General features: G+C 52.1%; 13 protein-coding genes. 7 read left to right on the forward strand and 6 right to left on the reverse strand.

Features of this window, described 5'->3' with window-relative positions:
* Positions 1 to 173 precede the first annotated feature (173 nt).
* The 5 genes from HMPREF1141_RS15305 to HMPREF1141_RS15325 all read right to left on the reverse strand — a co-directional run bounded on the left by HMPREF1141_RS15305 (position 174) and on the right by HMPREF1141_RS15325 (position 6680).
* On the reverse strand, positions 174 to 1280 hold the full coding sequence (locus HMPREF1141_RS15305) for a type I phosphomannose isomerase catalytic subunit (RefSeq protein ID WP_009066181.1): 1107 nt from the start codon (positions 1278 to 1280) through the stop codon (positions 174 to 176).
* A gap of 15 nt (positions 1281 to 1295) precedes the next feature.
* Entirely contained in the window at positions 1296 to 2033 is a 738-nt protein-coding gene (locus HMPREF1141_RS15310) for a hypothetical protein (RefSeq protein ID WP_009066223.1), read from the reverse strand.
* Complete coding sequence (locus HMPREF1141_RS15315) at positions 2030 to 4276, reverse strand: pyruvate formate lyase family protein (protein ID WP_242824620.1); 2247 nt, start codon at positions 4274 to 4276, stop codon at positions 2030 to 2032. The genes HMPREF1141_RS15310 and HMPREF1141_RS15315 overlap by 4 nt, the downstream gene beginning before the upstream one ends.
* 44 nt (positions 4277 to 4320) lie before the next feature.
* Positions 4321 to 5220 (reverse strand): glycyl-radical enzyme activating protein, encoded by a 900-nt coding sequence (locus HMPREF1141_RS15320; protein ID WP_009066170.1) that lies wholly within the window; start codon positions 5218 to 5220, stop codon positions 4321 to 4323.
* 314 nt (positions 5221 to 5534) lie between these two features.
* Positions 5535 to 6680: a substrate-binding domain-containing protein gene (locus HMPREF1141_RS15325; protein WP_009066143.1), complete on the reverse strand. Its 1146-nt coding sequence runs from the start codon at positions 6678 to 6680 to the stop codon at positions 5535 to 5537.
* 178 nt (positions 6681 to 6858) lie between these two features.
* Here HMPREF1141_RS15325 and HMPREF1141_RS15330 point away from each other — a divergent pair, with 178 nt between their 5' ends.
* The 6 genes from HMPREF1141_RS15330 to HMPREF1141_RS15360 all read left to right on the forward strand — a co-directional run bounded on the left by HMPREF1141_RS15330 (position 6859) and on the right by HMPREF1141_RS15360 (position 14004).
* Positions 6859 to 7656, forward strand: coding sequence for a sugar phosphate isomerase/epimerase family protein (locus HMPREF1141_RS15330; RefSeq protein WP_009066147.1), 798 nt, complete (start codon positions 6859 to 6861; stop codon positions 7654 to 7656).
* A gap of 73 nt (positions 7657 to 7729) precedes the next feature.
* Positions 7730 to 8737, forward strand: coding sequence for a Gfo/Idh/MocA family oxidoreductase (locus tag HMPREF1141_RS15335; RefSeq protein WP_009066169.1), 1008 nt, complete (start codon positions 7730 to 7732; stop codon positions 8735 to 8737).
* Positions 8738 to 9433: 696 nt separating this feature from the next.
* Positions 9434 to 10609 (forward strand): site-specific integrase, encoded by a 1176-nt coding sequence (locus HMPREF1141_RS15345; protein WP_009066216.1) that lies wholly within the window; start codon positions 9434 to 9436, stop codon positions 10607 to 10609.
* 351 nt (positions 10610 to 10960) lie between these two features.
* The gene (locus tag HMPREF1141_RS15350; protein WP_009066203.1) at positions 10961 to 12712 is read left to right on the forward strand and encodes a HAMP domain-containing methyl-accepting chemotaxis protein; all 1752 of its coding nucleotides are present in this window, start codon (positions 10961 to 10963) and stop codon (positions 12710 to 12712) included.
* 61 nt (positions 12713 to 12773) lie between these two features.
* Positions 12774 to 13286, forward strand: a complete 513-nt coding sequence (locus tag HMPREF1141_RS15355) for a chemotaxis protein CheW (protein WP_009066252.1) — start codon at positions 12774 to 12776, stop codon at positions 13284 to 13286.
* Positions 13287 to 13374: 88 nt separating this feature from the next.
* Positions 13375 to 14004, forward strand: coding sequence for an HD domain-containing phosphohydrolase (locus tag HMPREF1141_RS15360; RefSeq protein ID WP_009066205.1), 630 nt, complete (start codon positions 13375 to 13377; stop codon positions 14002 to 14004).
* 144 nt (positions 14005 to 14148) lie between these two features.
* Here HMPREF1141_RS15360 and HMPREF1141_RS15365 read toward each other — a convergent pair whose 3' ends face one another.
* The gene (locus HMPREF1141_RS15365; protein ID WP_009066225.1) at positions 14149 to 16092 is read right to left on the reverse strand and encodes a methyl-accepting chemotaxis protein; all 1944 of its coding nucleotides are present in this window, start codon (positions 16090 to 16092) and stop codon (positions 14149 to 14151) included.
* 565 nt (positions 16093 to 16657) lie between these two features.
* Between HMPREF1141_RS15365 and HMPREF1141_RS15370 the strand changes: the two genes are divergently transcribed.
* Positions 16658 to 17602 carry an AEC family transporter gene (locus HMPREF1141_RS15370; protein WP_009066157.1) on the forward strand — a complete coding sequence of 315 codons (945 nt, stop codon included), beginning with the start codon at positions 16658 to 16660 and terminating at the stop codon, positions 17600 to 17602.
* Positions 17603 to 17732 lie beyond the last annotated feature (130 nt).

Here is a 17732-nt window from a genome sequence, read left to right on the forward strand (position 1 = left end):
TCATTTTCATTATACCAAATAAACGCCGTAAATAGTGATAGAATAAAATCATTTTTTAGAAAAATATAACTCAGAGTGCTGCTGTAATAAAAATTTGCTTTACGAAAGAAATCTCTAAAAGGACAGCGATGATGCAGTTCATCGCTGTCCTTTTCGTTGATTTGGCGGAGCGTTCAAAGCGGGCCGAAGCACTGCAGGGTTTCCAGCGGTTCGCCGCCGTCGGAAAACATTTCGCAGTCCCCGGATCCTGCCGAAAAGAACACCTGCCGCCCGGGGTAGAGCCGGATTTCCGCCGTGCCGCAGACGAGTCGGCCACTCCCGGATAAAACATACAGAACAGAAAATTCGCCGCTTTGCCGGATGTGCGCGTTTGACGGAACCAAAAGAGAATCCATGCGGAACATGGGCGTGTTGGCATAGCCGATGATCTGTGTGCGCAGCACGCCGCCGTTTTTCTCCGCCCGGCCGGGAATCTTCCACTTTTTCAGGGTTTCCTCATAGGAATAGCCGGTAAAGTCAAAGCAGTCGAACATCTTTTCAAAGCCGAGGCCCTGGTGGCACATGGAGTCCGCAATCAGCAAACCGGAGGGTGTGCTGCGCTCCACGCGGATGGTATAGTCGGTCGGTTCCTGAATCTCCGCCAGAAAGCACCCCGCGCCGATGGCGTGCGGTGTGCCGCCCTCGATCAAGAAGGTATCTCCGCGGCTGACCTCGAAACGGTGCATGCATTCGAGCATGCCCGGAATGTCCTGCCGCTGGAACAGCTCTTTCCAGTATTCCCGGGTGACCCCAGGTCGAAAACCCAGGTAAATCGCGGGATTTTCTCCGTCGATCTCCCTGCCGCCAAGAATATGCCAGCATTCCGTCTTTCCGTATTCCGACTGAAACAGGGTCTTCGCCTGCTGGCGGCTGGGATGCACCTGAATGGAAAGCCGCTCGCTGGAATCGATCAGCTTAATGAGCACGCCCATCTGCCCGCCGCGCTGTGCGGACTTTGCCCCCAGGTACGCCGCCGGATCACTCTCGATCAGCTCCCGCAGGCTTACCTGCGGGGCCTCTTCCGGGTGGCTGAGCCCTTCGTCGAGAATGTGTTCCCGTCCGGCGTTGCGCGCGGTGACAGTGGAAGCGATCCATTCCTCCGGGAAGTGCGTATCCTCCTGCTCTGGCCGGCCGTGCAGCGCGTCCAGCAGCTTTCCGCCCAAATAGGTGCGCCAGGCGCGGGGATTATCGAGCGCGAACGGCGCGCCGGCCAGCGCCGGCAGACTGTCAGATAATTTCATGCCAATCCTCCTGCTTTATACGGGCTTATGCACTTCGTCCAGATAAGTCAGCCCGCTTTCGTCCGGGATGAAATCGATCCACAGGTAATGGGCGCACTGCGTTTCTCCCACAAAGACCCCGTGGTTGCTGCCGAGCGGGATATGCAGAATGGTGTCGCTCTTCATGGGGTGCTGCAGGCTGTCGATCAGCAAAATGCAGTCGTTCTCCGAAAAGCTGTAGAAGAATTGATCCAGCAGGGGGTGTGCGTGCTGGCCGATCAGGTCGGTGCCGTGCGTTTCCACCGAGCCCATGGCAAAGCGGGGCAGAACGCGGTGCGGCACGATCGCGCGGCTGATCGTTTTTTCGCTCTTGAAAGGGTCGCGGTATTTCTGCGCCTGCTCATAGGTTTGTGTAAACGGGAGGGCGGCGCTTTCCATTTCCTGAACCTCTTTTTCCGTCAGCTTCCAGCGGATTTCCAGCACATGCGCGTCCTCCAGCGCCGTGATCGTCACAGCCTTCTGCGGATGCTCTGCGTAAACGGCTTTTTCGGAATACACCGTCTGCCGCTCGCGGCTTGAAAACTCCAGTTTGCCCTGAATCAGGAATAGCACGCGCAGGGTATCCCCGGTCGCTTCCAGCGTTTTGCTGCTTCCCTGCTGCAGGATGTGCAGGCAGGGGAGCGCCCCCGGAATCTCCTCCGGCAGCAGGGCCAGCTCCGCCTGTGTCGTTTTGCCAAGGTCTAAAATCTCCTGCTGAATATCAGATGTTTTCATTTCCTTCGCGTCTCCTTTTCAATCACTTGCCGCTCTTCCTCGGATCCCGCGTTGACGGCCAGCACCCTGTCTACCACAAGCTGCCGGAACTCCGGCGACAGCATGGAGAAGAAAGCGGTGAAGCCCGTGACGCGAACGACCAGATCGGGGTAAAGAGAGGGATTTTGATGTGCCTGCAGGATTTGATCCTTATCGATGATGTTGATGTTCAGCAGAGTGTTGCCCTGCTCAAGCAGCGTGCGGATCAGGCTGACCATTTTATCCACAGCCTCCGGGCTGTTTGCAAGCCCGGGATCAACTTCGAGCTGGAAGGGGGCGGTGTTGCCGTAGCCCGGCTGGATGGCCGCGATGGAATTGGCGATCGCCGTGACTGCACCGTCCTTGCGGAAACCGGAATGCGGGTTCGCCCCGTGGCTGATCGCCTCGCCGTCGTGCCGGCCGTTCGGCGTCGCGCGGATATTGCGGCCGAATTCCAGCGTGTTCGACCAGCTGAACCAGCCGGGGATGAAGCAGATTTCGGGGTAGAGCCTGCTCTGCTCCCGCACCATGTCAGAGAAAGTTTTGCTGATGCGCTTTGCCCAGGCGTCGCCCGCCGTATCTCCGCCGCAGTAGCGTTCGCTGTGCAGCATCATCTGGCGGACGTATTCCCCGTCAAAGTCGGAGTAGTTGAACTGCATGTGGCGCGTCAAATCCTCAAAGGAGATCTTGTTTTCCTTCTCGATGCGCTGCTCGCACGCGGCAAAGCTGTCCGCCACGGTGGCCAGCCCCGCACCGTCGATGCACATGTTGAAATACCGCGCGCTCTTTGTAATGTCGCGGCCCTCTTCCACGGGGCCGTGGCTGAGCAGGTTGCAGATCAGCTCCGGCTCATTTTTCTCCTGATACTTCAGGTGGAACAGGATACCCTTCGCGGTAACGGCGACCGCCTTGCCCAGGTGCCGCTCAAAATACTCCCACAGCAGGGCGACCGAGGGCTCCTCCTCGTGCTTCATCATATCGTAATAGGCCACCTCGAACACCTTGGCAGTGTTGACCTTAACCAGGTCGTTGAGCGTGTACTCCATGCCCGGAATGCTCATCCAGTGGCACCCGCCCGCAAGGCGGCGGCGCGCCAGCTCTTTTGTGTACCCACATTTGACAAAACCGTTGACAAGGCTGTTGTCGCCGGAAAAGCGCGGCCAGCCCGTTTTGTTTTTGAACAGATATTCCACGCCCTTGCGAATCAGCTCTTCGTCGGAATCGTCGTGCACCCGCACCGTCAGGTTGCAGGCAATGTTGATCCAGTCGGCGGCATCCAGAATCAGGTAACTGATGCGCGAGGTCATGTCCTTACCGCTTTCATCCGGCCCGCCGAGCTGGTAATAGCGGGTATCGTTCAAAAACAGGCAGGCAATATAGAACTTGGCTTCTTCCTCGGTGATCCGGCCCGCTTTCCTATCCGCTTCGAAGAACGGGCGCAGCAGCTCATCCAGCTGGCCGCCGGAGGGGCCGCGGTTGTAAAGGCGGGAGAAAAAGCTGAACCAGCACATCCACTGAATGGCCTCCCGCATCGTGGAGGGGCTCTGGTCGCTGATTTTCAGGTTGACCTGCGCCATCTCCTGCAAATTCTTTTTCAGGTACGGGTTGCGCTCCTGCTCCGACAAGACCTGAATCTCGCCTGCCATCCGTTTCAGGAACGCGATGATGCATTCCACGATCTGCTCCTCGCTGTCGTAGAATTCCCGGCTTTCCGGCGCGGGGTTTTCGGCGCGGCATTTTTTGAGCTTTTCCAAAATGCCGCGCCAACCCAGCTCCAGACCCATCTGAATATCCGGCGTAAAATGCCCATCGCTGCCGATGCCGCAGACGATGTTGTACTTGCTGAATTCCTTTTTCAGCTCCGTATAAGGGTAATCCGGGTTCCAAATCTCGCCCTTGGCGCGGGTCATGAAAAAGAAGCCTCTGCCGACGAACGCGTCCAGCGGGTCGCAGTATAACGGGTGCTGGTTTAAAATACGGGTATAGTTGAGCGTCCAGCCCTTGTAGCCGTAAAACGAGCCGTTTTCATGGGTGGGCACAAAATCAAAATGGACATTCTCCGGGGGAACCACGCGCCCGTAATCGTCCTCATCCAGGCCTCCCTCGCGGTCTATTTTCTCCTGCGTCTGGCGGAGCTTGCGCTGCTTTAACAGGCGGATGCGCTTATCATATGTGAACACTTCTTCTTCGGGAAATTCATTGATGAACTGAATCTGTGACATCATATCTTCTTCCTTTCTTCGGGTTTTCATCGGGCCACTGTTTGATGTTAAGCAAATTTGACCGCAAGATGTTTCTGCTCAAGAGCGTCCAGCAGTACCTGCACCTGCTGCTGCGGGAGCGGCCGGTGCTCGGCGAACGGGTTTTCCCTTGAGAGCGCGTCGTATTTTCCGTTCCCCAGCGGGTTAAAATTGAGAAGCTCGTAATACTGAAGATTGTGCAGGCCCTGTAAAAAGTCCGCGATCTGCTCCAGGTTTTCATCGCTGTCGGTAATGCCGGGGATGAGCGGGGTGCGCACGATAAAGGGGATGCCGAGCTCATCCAGCAGTTGGATGTTTTTCAAAACCTGTTCGTTGCCGATCCCGGTCCAGCGCTTGTGTTCCTCGCTGTCCCAAAGCTTTAAGTCGCACATCACGAGGCTCGTTTTTTTCAGAACTGGTTCCATCACGCTGAACGGGGAGGCCAGATTCGTTTCGATCGCGGTATGGATTCCCTCTTTCCGGCACGCGTCCATCAGGGAGAGCAGGAACTCCGGCTGACAGAACACTTCTCCGCCGGAAAAGGTAACGCCACCCATGGAATCGATATAATAGGCGCGATCCTGCAGCACCTCGCGCATGATTTCTTCGACCGACATCAGCTTTCCAGACATCTGTAGCGCCTGCGCATAACAGACGGCGGTGCACTTGCCGCACCGGATGCACAAATCGCGGAACAGACGGTGCTCCCCTCCAATCAGCTTATGGGCCTTGGAGGGACAGACGGAAACGCATTTATAGCAGTGAATACAGTTCTGCGGATAAAAAAGCAGCTCTGGCCTGCTGTCGATGGTTTCGGGATTATGACACCACGCGCAGCGCATATTGCAGCCTTTCAAAAAAACGGTGGTGCGGATGCCCGGCCCGTCGTTCAGGCTGAACCGCTGGATGTCTGTAACCAACCCTTTCATATTTCATTCCTCCATCAAATCAACAAAAGATTGTTTGTTGATTTGATTATAGTGGATCGGCCCTTTCCAAATTTTCGAAAAGAGTTTCAATATTTGCGTTTTTTAGGGTTTTGTAAAATCTTATCGGTTACGGGGGCCGTTTGATCCGGGGAATCTGGCAAGGAAAATGCGCTTTTAGTTCGGAACGTCAAAAAAACCGCAGGATACGGAAAACGTATCCTGCGGCTTTTTAGAAAATGAAATGGTTATGATGATAAGCGGCATCCCGGCGATTCCGCGGCGGACTTGCGGGAAAATGTTTTTACAGATGTAAGTCAGGGGGCAGGGGCATTCAGCAGCTCGTCAAACGCCTGATGGTTGGTGACGTACCGTTTCAGAATTCGTTCCAGCTCCTGGCGGGAGGAAACACCCGCGGCCTGATACATCTTTTTCAGGCGGTAGCGCAGGGTACCCTGTGAAATAAACAGGGCCTCTGCCGTGTCCTCCAGACTGCTGCCGAGAATGATCTCCCGGATGATCCCAAAATCCAGCTGATCGCACTGGAGCAGGCAGTTTTCCAGCCCGCGGATGGTGCGGTTCACCTTGCCGATCGAAAGCTCCGGATGCTCGCGCGCCGTGCTGCTGTGAAAGCTTTCATACGGCGGCGGGTTCTGATACGCGGTGCTGCCGCGGCACACCAACTCCCCGTGCAGAAGAATGTTGATCGCGTCCAGATTGGGGTTGTGCTCCAGCAAATCCCAAAGGTTTACCGCCTGCACGCCAACTTCAAAATAATTATGCTGAAATGTGGTCAGCGCGGGGGTGGAGCACATGCTTACCAGCATATTGCCCATCCCGACCACGTAAAGCGATTCCGGCACTCTGATTTTATGCCGCCGCGCGGCCTCCAAAAGACAGACGGCAATGTAGTCGTTCGGGCAGATCGCGCAGTCGTACTTCTGGCTGTTCTCGCAAAACAGCTCGATGGCGCCGATAATGTCGTCGTCGATCAAAAACACGTCTTCTTTGCCGGCCTCCATTTTCAGGGATTCCGTGACGGAAAGAAACGTGTGGTATTTGGTGTTGTCGTTGCTGGAGTTGCTGTTGATCCCCACCAGCGCTGGCTTTTGCCTCCCGCACTGGTACAAATAGCAGACGATCGTTTCCATGAAGGCGTTCTGATTAAAAATCACGGCGCTGATCGTTTCGCCGAATTCCTCCGGAACCGTGCCGATCAGGATCGGCTTGATCCCGCAGTCCCGCAGCCGGGAAAGCACGCCGAGTGTCCAGTCGCTTCGGGAGGAAACCACAATGGCTGATTTGGTTTTTCCCCGGCAGTCAGAAAGCTCCTCCGGGCTGATCAAATGGAGCGGCAGGCGCTTTTTGGCGGCGGATTTCTGCAAGCCTAAAATCCCTTTTTCAAACCATACGGGCATGACATAGGCGGGCTCTACCAGCACAAAAATACCGTTGGATTCCAAGGCGGATTCCCTCCATTTTTAGATAATTTATTATTATATACCAGATAAACAAAACGGTCAATGATAATTTTTGTGACTATTGCGGCGGGAAATTCGCCTTGTCGTTTCCATCCGGGCGATTTTATAATGAAGGCACAAAACAGAATCGGAAAAAACGAAGCAGGGAGGAGCACAAGACATGAGGTTTGGATTTTGTACGGATTTTGCGGCGGCGACAAGAACGGCGGTGGATTACGATTTGCTGCGTCGCATCAAAAAAGCGGGGTACGATTTTGCGGAGTTCCCGCTGATGCTGATCGAATCCCTTTCGGAAGAAGCCTTTGAAGAAATGGTGTCCGGGATGAAAGAGATCGGACTTTCTAACGACGTTTGCTGCAACTTTTTCCCGGAGAGAGTTCGCCTGACCGGCCCCGACGCGGATCACGGAGTGATCCGCGATTATCTGGAGCGCGCCATGGGGCGGGCGCACCGGCTGGGAACGAAGAAGATCGTATTCGGCAGCTGCCCGGCCAGAAATCTGCCGGAGGGCGTTTCTGAGGAAGAGGGCTACCAGCAGCTGACGGCGGTTCTGAAGGAATGCGTCATCCCGCTGTGCGCCAAATACGACATCCTCATCGTGATGGAGGCCATCTACAGCGGCCCGTGCAACTTCATCATTACCCTGCCGGAGGCCATGGAGCTTGTGCGCAGGGTGGATTCCCCCTACGTCGCCATGCTGGCGGATACCATGCACATGGCCTACAACGCGGAGGACCCGCAGTATTTGTACCAGTGCTATCCGAGTCTCAATCATGTTCATGTGGCGGAAAAAGACCGCATCCTGCCGGAGGACGGCTACAGCGAAGAGGTCAGCGCCGTGCTAAAGATTCTGGCGGAAAAGGGATATGACAAAACGATCAGCTTCGAAGCAAAAGGCGGTGTCGGGCCGGAAAGCATGGGCAAGGCGCTCCGGCTTTTGAAGGCTCAGCTTTCATAAAAACGGGGAATTCAAAACAGGGGAATTTGAATCGGCCTGTCAACAGAAAATTGATTTTAGGGAGGAAATCGTCATGTCTATCAAAACCGCAATCATTGGCTGCGGCAGAACCGCCAATGCGCTGCATCTGCCCATTCTGCTGGAGAATCCGCAATTTCAGATCGTGGGCACCTATGATCTGATTCCCGAGCGCGCACAGGCGATGGCCGGCAATTTTGAGGGGTGCCGGGTATTTGGCTCGTATGAAGAATTTGTGCAGTCTGCGGAATATGATTTTGCCATCGTTCTCACCACCAGCTGTACGCATTTTAACATCGTAAATGACTTGGTCAACGCCGGCAAACGCGTGCTGATTACCAAGCCATGGGTCATGAATGTGAAAGAGGCGGATGAACTTATGGAGGTCATCCGGCAGAAGAACGGCGTGGTGCTTCCCTGGATGCAGCTGCACTGGGCATATGACCAAAGACTGCTCAAAGAGCTGATCGACAAGGGTACCATCGGCAAGGTGTTCGAGATACAGCGCAGCCAGTACACGTTCGGCAAACGCAGCGACTGGCAGATGTACCGCGAATACGGCGGCGGATATCTTTACAACTGGGGCCCGCATCTGGTGGCCGGGGTGATGGATCTGGTTGGTGAGCCCATCCGGCAGGTGTATTCGTGTAAAAAGCAGATCATCAACCCGGGCGATATGGAGGATATGTTCTTCGCCATGATGAAGTCGGAGAGCGGCGTGCTGGTCAACGTGGAGCATACTATTTCCACAGATACCCTGCCCAACTGGATCATCCGCGGGGAGAAGGGAACCATCACCATGCGCGACACCAAAGCGCAGGTGGATGTGATTTCTTACCCCGAAAACCAGGACCCCGATGCTTACAGGTGCGAATTTAACGTGGACACAACAGAGTACACGGTGGAAACCCTCTCCAAGCCGGAGGAGATTTACGACCATATCGCAGATGTTCTGAACGGAAAAACCAAATTTGACGTCAGTCTGGACTTTACTTATGAGCTGACCAGAATCATCGACGCCATCCATGAATCCGCGGATCAAAACATCCTGGTGAATTTGTAAAAATCAAAAGAAAGCCGTCCCGATTCCTTCACGGAACCGGGACGGCTTTCTTTTTTTGCCTCTCATGCGATTGTGCGAAAGCCCTCATCCGGCAGCTTGAATAAAAAGTTAACAAAAGTTAGAAAAAAGCATGGAATATCCCCTCAATGCGATCGATTACTAGTATAGGACAGAAGGAGACGGTCAGCCCGGGCAGCGAAAGCAATTTTTTAAACTGTGTGATACCGACAGAGGCAGAAGAGCTCCGTCTATTCAAGTGCATCGGCGAAGGGCTTTCTGGCGGTAAAAGTACAGATCAAGAGATTCTCTTTCCCAATCTGCAAAATGGGGAAGGAATTTCTTGATCTGTATTATTGTGCAGAACGGAAAACACCATCATTCTTTAGCTTGCTTTCGGCCGATCGCACAGTACTTTCTGCCGCAGATCATGCCTGCCCAAGCAGCTTTTTTGATTCCCTGAAAATGCTCAAATGGACAAAAAACAGTCGCAGTTTATCTAAGACCGAGACCCCTCAGTTTGACACACTACGACAATTTTCATTATATATGATCTGATTTCGCCTGTCAATCTCGCTAAAAAAACAATCATTGCGGACGATAATCAGATGAATTTTAGTGAAAAACGCAGATTTTTTCGTTTGTACGAAAAAATGCGCCGTCAGCACAAGCGTCACATCTGAAAGGAGTCATCAGGAAATGGCACGCAAAGGAGAAAACATCTACAAACGAAAAGACGGACGATGGGAAGGGAGAGTCATCAACCCGCAGGGAAAGTATCAATACTTTTACGCCAAAACCTACCGGGATGTCCGTGCAAAAATGAAGAACCTTCAGGAGCAGAACAAAGCTGCTAATCAGAAACCGGTCTGCGTCCAAACGAACGCCGCAGATTTATTTGAGGAATGGCTGGCGGGCGATACGGCCAGCCGCTTGAAACCATCCACTTATGAAAGCTATTATTACTGCATGCAGGGATATGTAATCCCTCATTTCAGCCTGCCTGAAAACGCACGGTTGTCAGAAAGATCGATTACCGCATTTGTCCGATCGATTCATGGGAATGGGGCCATCTCTGGGTCGTATCAGAAAAAAATTCTGTCCATTTTCAAAACAGCCCTGCGGGAAATCTCGAAAAAATCGCCCGAATACACGCCTTTCATTGAAGCGGTCACACTTCCCAAAGTAAAGCCCTGCACAGAAATACCGGTTTTCTCCATGAAAGAACAGCGGCTGATCGAGTATGCAGTACAGTCCTCAGCCGATCAAAGAGCACTGGGGATCATTCTTTGCTTTTACACCGGTATCCGCCTTGGCGAGCTGTGCGCCTTGCAGTGGGGCGATATTGATTTTGAAGCCGGTACAATGTCTATTTCCCGGTCCGTAGCACGCATCCGGAATTTTGAGCCGGACGGAAATAAAACGCAGCTCTATGTAGGTACCCCGAAAAGCAGAACCTCCTGCAGAAAAATCCCTCTTCCGGCATTCCTGTTGAAGCTCGTGGAGGAAAACCGCCTTGGCCCGATGATAGAAAACTGCTATGTGCTTTCGGGAAGCACCGAGCCCTTTGATCCCCGTGTATATCAAAGGCTGTACAAAAAGCTGCTGAAAAAAGCGGGGATACGAACACGTAAATTTCACGCGATCCGCCATACCTTTGCAACAAGAGCTCTGGAGCTGGGGGTAGACATTAAAACCCTCAGCGAAATTCTGGGCCATTCCAATGTCAGCATCACGCTGAATGTCTATGCGCATTCCCTCATGGAGCAAAAGAAAAAAGCGATTGAGAAACTCAATGAAATGCATGTTGCACATATGGGAGCTTCTTCATTCGCCGTCAGTTCTGCCGTCATGGCTGCGATACCTGCCGTGTAGACCCGCAATCTGATTGGGGGGCGTACAGTCTTAGATAAACTGCGACACTACATAACAGTCAGCCAATTTTATTATATCCTCTGCAAAGAGGAGAATTCTGGGGAAAAGTCTGCACGGTTAGTAGCAGCATAACAGCAGAGAAACAGATTGAAAAACATTTTTCAAAATAGTCATACCTTGAGGGGGTGCCAAAATGAAGGAAAAGAAAAATGGAATTGAGAAAAGGCGTTTATTTGAACAGAGGTCAATGAAAGAGAAGCTAAGGTTTCTCTGGAAGGGATGAAAGGAATCCAGAAAACAAAAGGCTGATCTCGAAAAAACACTCAAATCAAATAAAGGAAGGCGATATACGTGAAAAAATTCAAGGATTTCAGCATATCCCGCAAATTGTCAATCGGCTTTCTCGCCATGATTCTGCTGATACTTGCCGTAGGCGGGATCGGAACCTTCGGGATGATCCATATCAACAACATGGACACCTACCTGTATGAAAAACAGACTGCGCCGATCGACAATCTGATTCGTGCCTATGAGGCGATCTATCAAAGCCGGGTCGATGTGAGAGAGGCAATTATTGAATCGAATGATCCGTCAAAGGTCGAGGAATATAACAAGAGCTGCAAAAACAATATGCAGACATTTCTGGATGACATGGAGATTTATCGCCCGACCATCACTACTCAGGCAAGCCTTGATTTGGTAGATACGGTTGAAAAGCTTTTCAATGAATCGTATGTTCCGGCGGTTGAAAAGGCGTTCGAGCTGGCACAGGCAGGCAACCAGCAGGCTGCGGCGGCAGCACTGCATTCGGCAACGAATGATACTACCACATTATTTCAAAATATGAAACAGCTTGTGGAAAACCGGATGACTTCGGCAAAGAGTACCAGCGACTCAAACGGCCAGTCCGCGATCGTGCTGACGATTGTACTCGCCATTTTTGTTGTTTTGGGCGCTGTTGCGGGAAGACTTCTCGGCTTGCGGATTTCCCGCATGATTACGAAACCCATCGAGCGGATTGTGGATGCGGCCGGTTCTATCGCGCTGGGTAGAGTGGATGTTGATCTGGGCGATCTGAATTCCAAAGATGAGACCGGCCAGCTTGCCGCCGCGTTTACAAAAATGCTGGAGGGCATCCGCAAGCAGGTGATCGCCGCAGAGGTGATCAGCAAAGGCGACTTCACGCAGACGGTTCCGCTTCGTTCCGAAGAAGATGCTTTGGGGCTGGCGCTGGAAAGGATCAAGAACGATCTGAGCAATACGCTGCAGATGATCAGCATGGCGGCAGACCAGGTCAACACCGGGTCCGAGCAGGTTTCCTCCGCGGCGCAGGCGCTGTCCTCCGGCGCTACGGAGCAGGCGGCTTCCGTAGAAGAGCTCAATGCTTCCATTGTGAGCGTTGCCCAGCAGGCTTCGCACAATGCCGTCAGTGTGAGCAACGCCACCAATTATGTGGAACAGGCTGTCAAAGGCATGTCGGACAGCCACGAATACATGCAGCGCCTGGATGGAGCCATGCACGAAATCGGGGAAGACTCGCAGCAGATTTCCAAAATCACAAAGCTGGTTGAGGATATCGCTTTCCAGACGAATATCCTGGCCCTGAATGCCGCCGTAGAGGCCGCCCGTGCCGGCAGTGCAGGAAAGGGCTTTGCCGTGGTCGCGGATGAGGTGCGCAATCTTGCCGCAAAATCTGCGGAGGCGGCAAAGCAGACGGCGAACCTGATTCAAAAGTCGGTGGCTACCGTGTCGGAAGGGGAGCGGCTCGCCGCGGAAACCTTGAAAGCTTTGGGCGAGGTGTCCGAAAAAGCGCAGATGGTTGATCAGACCATCCGGGAGATAGAAGCTGCCTCCTCGGCGCAGGCGGTGGCGATCGAACAGATCAATCAGGGGCTGTCGCAGGTGTCTGCCGTGGTGCAGAACAACGCTGCAACCGCAGAAGAAAGCTCCGCTTCCAGCGAGGAGCTCGCGGCTCAGGCGCAAACCCTGCAGGAAGAGGTGTCGAAATTCAAGCTGGCAGGCGCACAGAGCCACGCCTCTTTCGATACGCAAAAGCGCCGACAGACCGAAGCGGCTGAAGCGGAGCCCTGGTTTTCTTTCTAAGACGAGGGAATAATGGCACTGCCCCGTAGCGGAGGATAGCAAAGAAAAGGAGGTTTTACAGATGGGACAACCGGTTGGATGGGACACAAGGCGGGAAGACGATACAGAAGGACGATATTTGACCTTCTGGACAGACGGCCAGCTTTTTGGGGTTTCAATTACAGACGTCGTTCAGATCGTTGGGCTGCAGGAGATGACGGAGCTTCCGGATTACCCCGATTATGTCAAGGGTATCATCAATCTGCGCGGACAGATGATTCTGCTGATCGACGTGCGGCTTCGCTTTGGAAAAGCAGAAATACCGTACAATGACCGTACCTGCATTATCATTATTCATGTGGGCCACAGCAATTTTGGATTGATCGTGGACGAGGTGGATGAGGTGACCGATATTTCTCCGGATAAAATCGCTCCCCCTCCTAAGGTCAATACGGAACAAATGGATACTTATCTCACCGGAATTGCCCAATTGGCGGGCGGCTCCCAAAAGGACAGGATTGCCCTGCTGCTTCACACAGCGAAAATTCTCGGTGAAACTGAATTGTCGGTTCAGCCCCAGACGGTTCGGGGATGAGAATCGAAACCAGTCGATTTCCCAGTCAATAAGCGCACATCAGCAGGAACGGTAGAGTGCCTCAGAAGCTTCTAAGGAGGGAGAATCGTTGAAAATCATCTATGAGAATTTAAGCGCGGAAGAGATTCTGCATATGCTCCCTGAAGAACAAATCCGGCATAGCGAGAATGTGGGCAAGCTGATGGAGGGATTCTCAAAATGGCTGCACGCATACGCAGCGGATGAAATGTACCCATATTTCAGTCTGGCCGCCTATTATCACGATATCGGCAAAGTGTGTGTTCTCCCCAGCCTTCTTACAAAGCAGGGAATTCTGACCCCGAACGAATACCGCATTGTCCAGCAGCACACCGTATTCGCGCAGGAGCTGCTGGATCTGGCCCGCAGGGGGAAGATCACCGGGATACCCGAGGGCCTGATTCCCTTACTCCGTGATGCCGCAGTTTATCATCACGAATGGTGGAACGGAAAGGGCTATCCTTTTGGATTAAGGGGAGAAGCGATTCCCCTGGTAGCCCGGGCGACCGCGATCTGCGATTCCTATGACGCGATGGTAAGCGACCGGGCCTACCGATCCGCATACTCGCACGATTACGCGTGCAGCGAGCTGGAAAGAGGGGCCGGCCGGCAATTTGAGCCCGCGCTGGTAACCCTGTTTCTGGATCATGAGGCCGAAATCCTCCGCATGCTGGATGAAATGCACGCTTCCGGCGAATAGCCGCGTTTCCGGTACGTTTTATTCTGCGCTTTCTCTTCCTTTAAAGAAAGCAAAAAAGTACGCCTTGAAACGGCTTTGAAAGCCCGATCAAGGCGTACTTTTTATTTCTATGATTCTAAAGACAGGTCTTGCGGCGGTGGGGGATCATAACTGGAATTTTTCTACCAGCTCTTTCAGAATCTGAGCCTGCCCGGAAAGCTCCTCGCTGGCCGCCGCGCTCTCTTCCGCGGTAGCCGAGTTGGTCTGTACCACGCCAGAGATCTGATTTACGTTTTGTGTGACCTGATCGATCTGTTCCGACTGATGAGAAGAGGCCTCAGAAATCCGTTCCACATTATCGGTAACCACCTGAATGCTCTGCACAACCTCAGCCAATGCCTGTTCGGTGCTGTCTGCAATTACGGTACCCTTTTCCACCTGTTCTCTGGAATGATTGATTAAAAGCGCGGTGTCTTTTACTGCCTGAGCACTTTTTGTTGCAAGGTTTCTCACCTCGTCCGCAACTACCGCAAAGCCCTTGCCGGCCGAACCTGCCCGGGCTGCTTCCACAGAGGCATTAAGGGCAAGGATGTTTGTCTGGAACGAAATATCCTCAATGGTTTTCACGATCTTTTCAATCTCGTTGGAAGAATCATTGATTTTGGACATCGAGTCGACCATATCCTTCATGTACTGGTTGCTTACTTCAATCTTCGAACATACCGCCAATACTCTCTCGCTTGCATCGCCCGCGTGCTGTGCGTTGATTTTTACGTTTTCTGCGATTTCAGAGATGGCAGTAGACAGTTCTTCAATAGAGCTGGCCTGCTCCGTAGAGCCCATAGCCAAAGACTGCGCGCCGGTTGCAAGCTGTTCAGAACCGCTTGCAATCTGGTCTGAGGCCTGATTGATCGAGCTCATCGACTCGTGCAGCGAATAGGTGATGTTTTCCAGAGACTCCTGAATCGGCACAAAATCCCCGTTGTATTTTAACTCGGTTTTCACCAGCAGATTACCGTTCGATACCTCGTGCAGAACATGTGTGATTTCTGCAATATAACTGCGCAGAGACAAAACTGTTTTCTTTAGAGAATCGGCCAGAATACCGGTTTCATCCTGTGCATCTACCTCTACTGTGTCTGAGTGCAGGTCGCCTTCCGCCAACTGTTCCAGTCTGCGGCAGACAAGGGTAATCGGGTTTGCGATGGATTTCGCCGTTGACCGGGTGAACAAAACGCCCAGCAGAATGCAGACAATCGACGAAATCAAAAGGCCGATGATCGTATATTCAATGGAAGAGGTCATTTCCTTGATGGGCGCCACGATGCCGAAGGACCAGCCGTCTGTTCCGGGCAGGGGGGCATGGTAGCAGATACGGTCCCCTGTGCTGTAAGAATAAATGGTGATGCCGCTCTGTGTCAGATCGGCGTATTTATAAATTTCAGCGGTTTTTCGCTGGTCGACCTTTTCCGGCGCAATGTTGCCGATCAAAACGCCGTCTTTATTGATGATAAACGCACTGCCTGTTTTGCCCACGACAACATTCTGAATGAAGGGGCTGTAAACATGGGCGTCCATTGTCGCCATCAGCACGCCCTTGAAATTGTCGTTAGACATCGGCGTACAGGCGATCACGCAAAAGTTGCCGTTAATATCTTTCATTGGTTCCGAAAAATAGGTTTGTCCGGCCAGAGCCGCCTTGAAATATTCCTGGTCCGCAACGCTTTTGCCGTTTAGATCAAGGTCTGAACTCACAATTTTTCCATCCTGGCCGACAAGGCTCAGCGACTGGTAGCCGTAAGAGCTCATCTGCTGCTCCAATATGTTTGCGATGATGGGTTCGGTCAGTCCCGGGGCCCCAAGGGTGTTGGAGGACGCGGCAGATTGGAGAGAACTCTTCATATTATCCAGACCATAGGTGATGGATTCCGTCAATATCTTACCCATCGAGTTCAGATCGCTGTTTACGTTTTGGGTTAATCCCTGGTAGCTGGAATAGACGCCAACGCCAAGGCTTAAAAGGGCTGTCAGCACTACAACAGGAATTGTGTTCAAGATCAGTTTTGTTTTCAGGGATTTGATTTTGCGTGTAATTGATAATTTTCGCATTCCAGAGCTTCCTTTACCGAGTTTTTTCAGAATCCTTCTTTCTTTGGTATAGTTGATTCGCTTGAAAGGTGTACTTGTATTTGCGAGGATGTTTTTGTTTCGCAAGCGAAGGCAGGCTGGCGCCTGGCGAGGAGGACAACGCAGCGCAGCGAAAAACAGACCGCAAAGACTGGACGATCTTGAAGTGAATCAAACTATAGAGGATTGTCTATTAATAATGTCGTCCTGTAAAAGCTGAAATCCAATTACAATAGTTACTAAAGGAAAATTTTTCCAATAAATATGCCGGTTTTTCTAACTGAAAACCGTGGTGGCCCGCAAAAATACTGGAAAACAGCGAGACTTCTCTTTCCGGCCGAAAGCGTTTGCGGTACGGTTAAATACCTTTTTTTAAGGGCCGTAAAAGCGCTGAAAATGGGTGGATGGAGGGATTCAGCGGTAAGTGCGCACTTGCACTTATTGAAAACAGTGTTATAATTTGGTTACGGGTAACCATAAAATGCTGGCATCCTATGATCTTAGCAGAGCGGTCATCTGAAATTTGCAATACGGGAAGTTTGTGTACATGATACTGACATTTTTACACGCGATCGAAAGCATTCTGACAATCATCATTATGTTCATGACGGGCTGGCTTCTGACCCACGTTGGTTGGTTGGATGAAAAAACCAGTCTTATTTTTTCGAAAATTATCGTGAATGTTTCGTTCCCCTGCTACATGCTGTGGAATCTGATGTCGAACTTCGATAAGGCGAAGCTGCAGGAGCTTTCGGGCGGACTGATAATCCCCATCACATCGATTGTGCTGTCGTATTTTATCAGTGTTCTCGTCAGTAATCTGCTCAAGGTAGACCCCAAGCGAAAAGGTGTTTTTCGCTGCATTTTCTTCACCTCGAACACGATCTTTATCGGGCTGCCGGTCAATCTGTCCTTGTTTGGCGCGGAAAGCACCCCGTACGTTCTGATTTATTATATTGCAAACACCTGCTTTTTCTGGACTCTGGGCAATTACGAAATCAGCAAAGACGGCGATGAGGGAAGAGAAGCGGGAAAATTCTCTTTCAGCACGCTGAAGCGGATTTTCAACCCGGCCCTCGCGGGGTTTGTGGTCGCCGTGATCCTGATTCTTCTGGACATTCAGCTGCCGCGGTTTGTGATGGACAGCTGTAAATATATCGGCGAGCTGACGACTCCTCTCGCGATGTTCTTCATCGGGATTGTGCTTCACTCCACGCCGCTGAAAAAGCTGCGGTTCGACCGTGACCTTGTGGTTCTGCTGCTGGCACGTTTCCTGCTCTGCCCGGTCGTTGTGATCGCGCTGGAGCTGTTGATTCCGATTCCGCCCATGATGGCCAAGGTGTTTGTCATTCAGGCCGCGATGCCCGCGGTTACCAGCACGGGGGTAATCGCAAAGCAGTATGGCGCGGATTATGAATTCGCCACAATCGCGACGGTTGTTACCACCATTGCGAGCATGATCATCATCCCGATTTACATGATGCTGATTTAACGCTGTCAAATTAAGCCGTCCGCCTTCCTGAAAGGCGGCTGGCTCTTCAAAGAAAAGGCCCGGAGATCAAATTATACATTTGATCTCCGGGCCTTTTCTCGTGCTGCGGAAATGCTTTCTCAAAAAGCTT

It is taken from the genome of Clostridium sp. MSTE9 (genome assembly GCF_000277625.1).
GTDB lineage: Bacteria > Bacillota > Clostridia > Oscillospirales > Acutalibacteraceae > Faecalispora > Faecalispora jeddahensis.

Excerpts from the sequence above, each read along its gene's own strand:
- HMPREF1141_RS15355 (WP_009066252.1), top strand. The coding sequence starts at position 12,774 with ATGGGACAACCGGTTGGATGGGACACAAGGCGGGAAGACGATACAGAA.
- HMPREF1141_RS15320 (WP_009066170.1), bottom strand. The coding sequence starts at position 5,220 with ATGAAAGGGTTGGTTACAGACATCCAGCGGTTCAGCCTGAACGACGGG.
- HMPREF1141_RS15370 (WP_009066157.1), top strand. The coding sequence starts at position 16,658 with ATGATACTGACATTTTTACACGCGATCGAAAGCATTCTGACAATCATC.
- HMPREF1141_RS15345 (WP_009066216.1), top strand. The coding sequence starts at position 9,434 with ATGGCACGCAAAGGAGAAAACATCTACAAACGAAAAGACGGACGATGG.
- HMPREF1141_RS15310 (WP_009066223.1), bottom strand. The coding sequence starts at position 2,033 with ATGAAAACATCTGATATTCAGCAGGAGATTTTAGACCTTGGCAAAACG.
- HMPREF1141_RS15365 (WP_009066225.1), bottom strand. The coding sequence starts at position 16,092 with ATGCGAAAATTATCAATTACACGCAAAATCAAATCCCTGAAAACAAAA.
- HMPREF1141_RS15315 (WP_242824620.1), bottom strand. The coding sequence starts at position 4,276 with ATGATGTCACAGATTCAGTTCATCAATGAATTTCCCGAAGAAGAAGTG.
- HMPREF1141_RS15330 (WP_009066147.1), top strand. The coding sequence starts at position 6,859 with ATGAGGTTTGGATTTTGTACGGATTTTGCGGCGGCGACAAGAACGGCG.
- HMPREF1141_RS15335 (WP_009066169.1), top strand. The coding sequence starts at position 7,730 with ATGTCTATCAAAACCGCAATCATTGGCTGCGGCAGAACCGCCAATGCG.
- HMPREF1141_RS15305 (WP_009066181.1), bottom strand. The coding sequence starts at position 1,280 with ATGAAATTATCTGACAGTCTGCCGGCGCTGGCCGGCGCGCCGTTCGCG.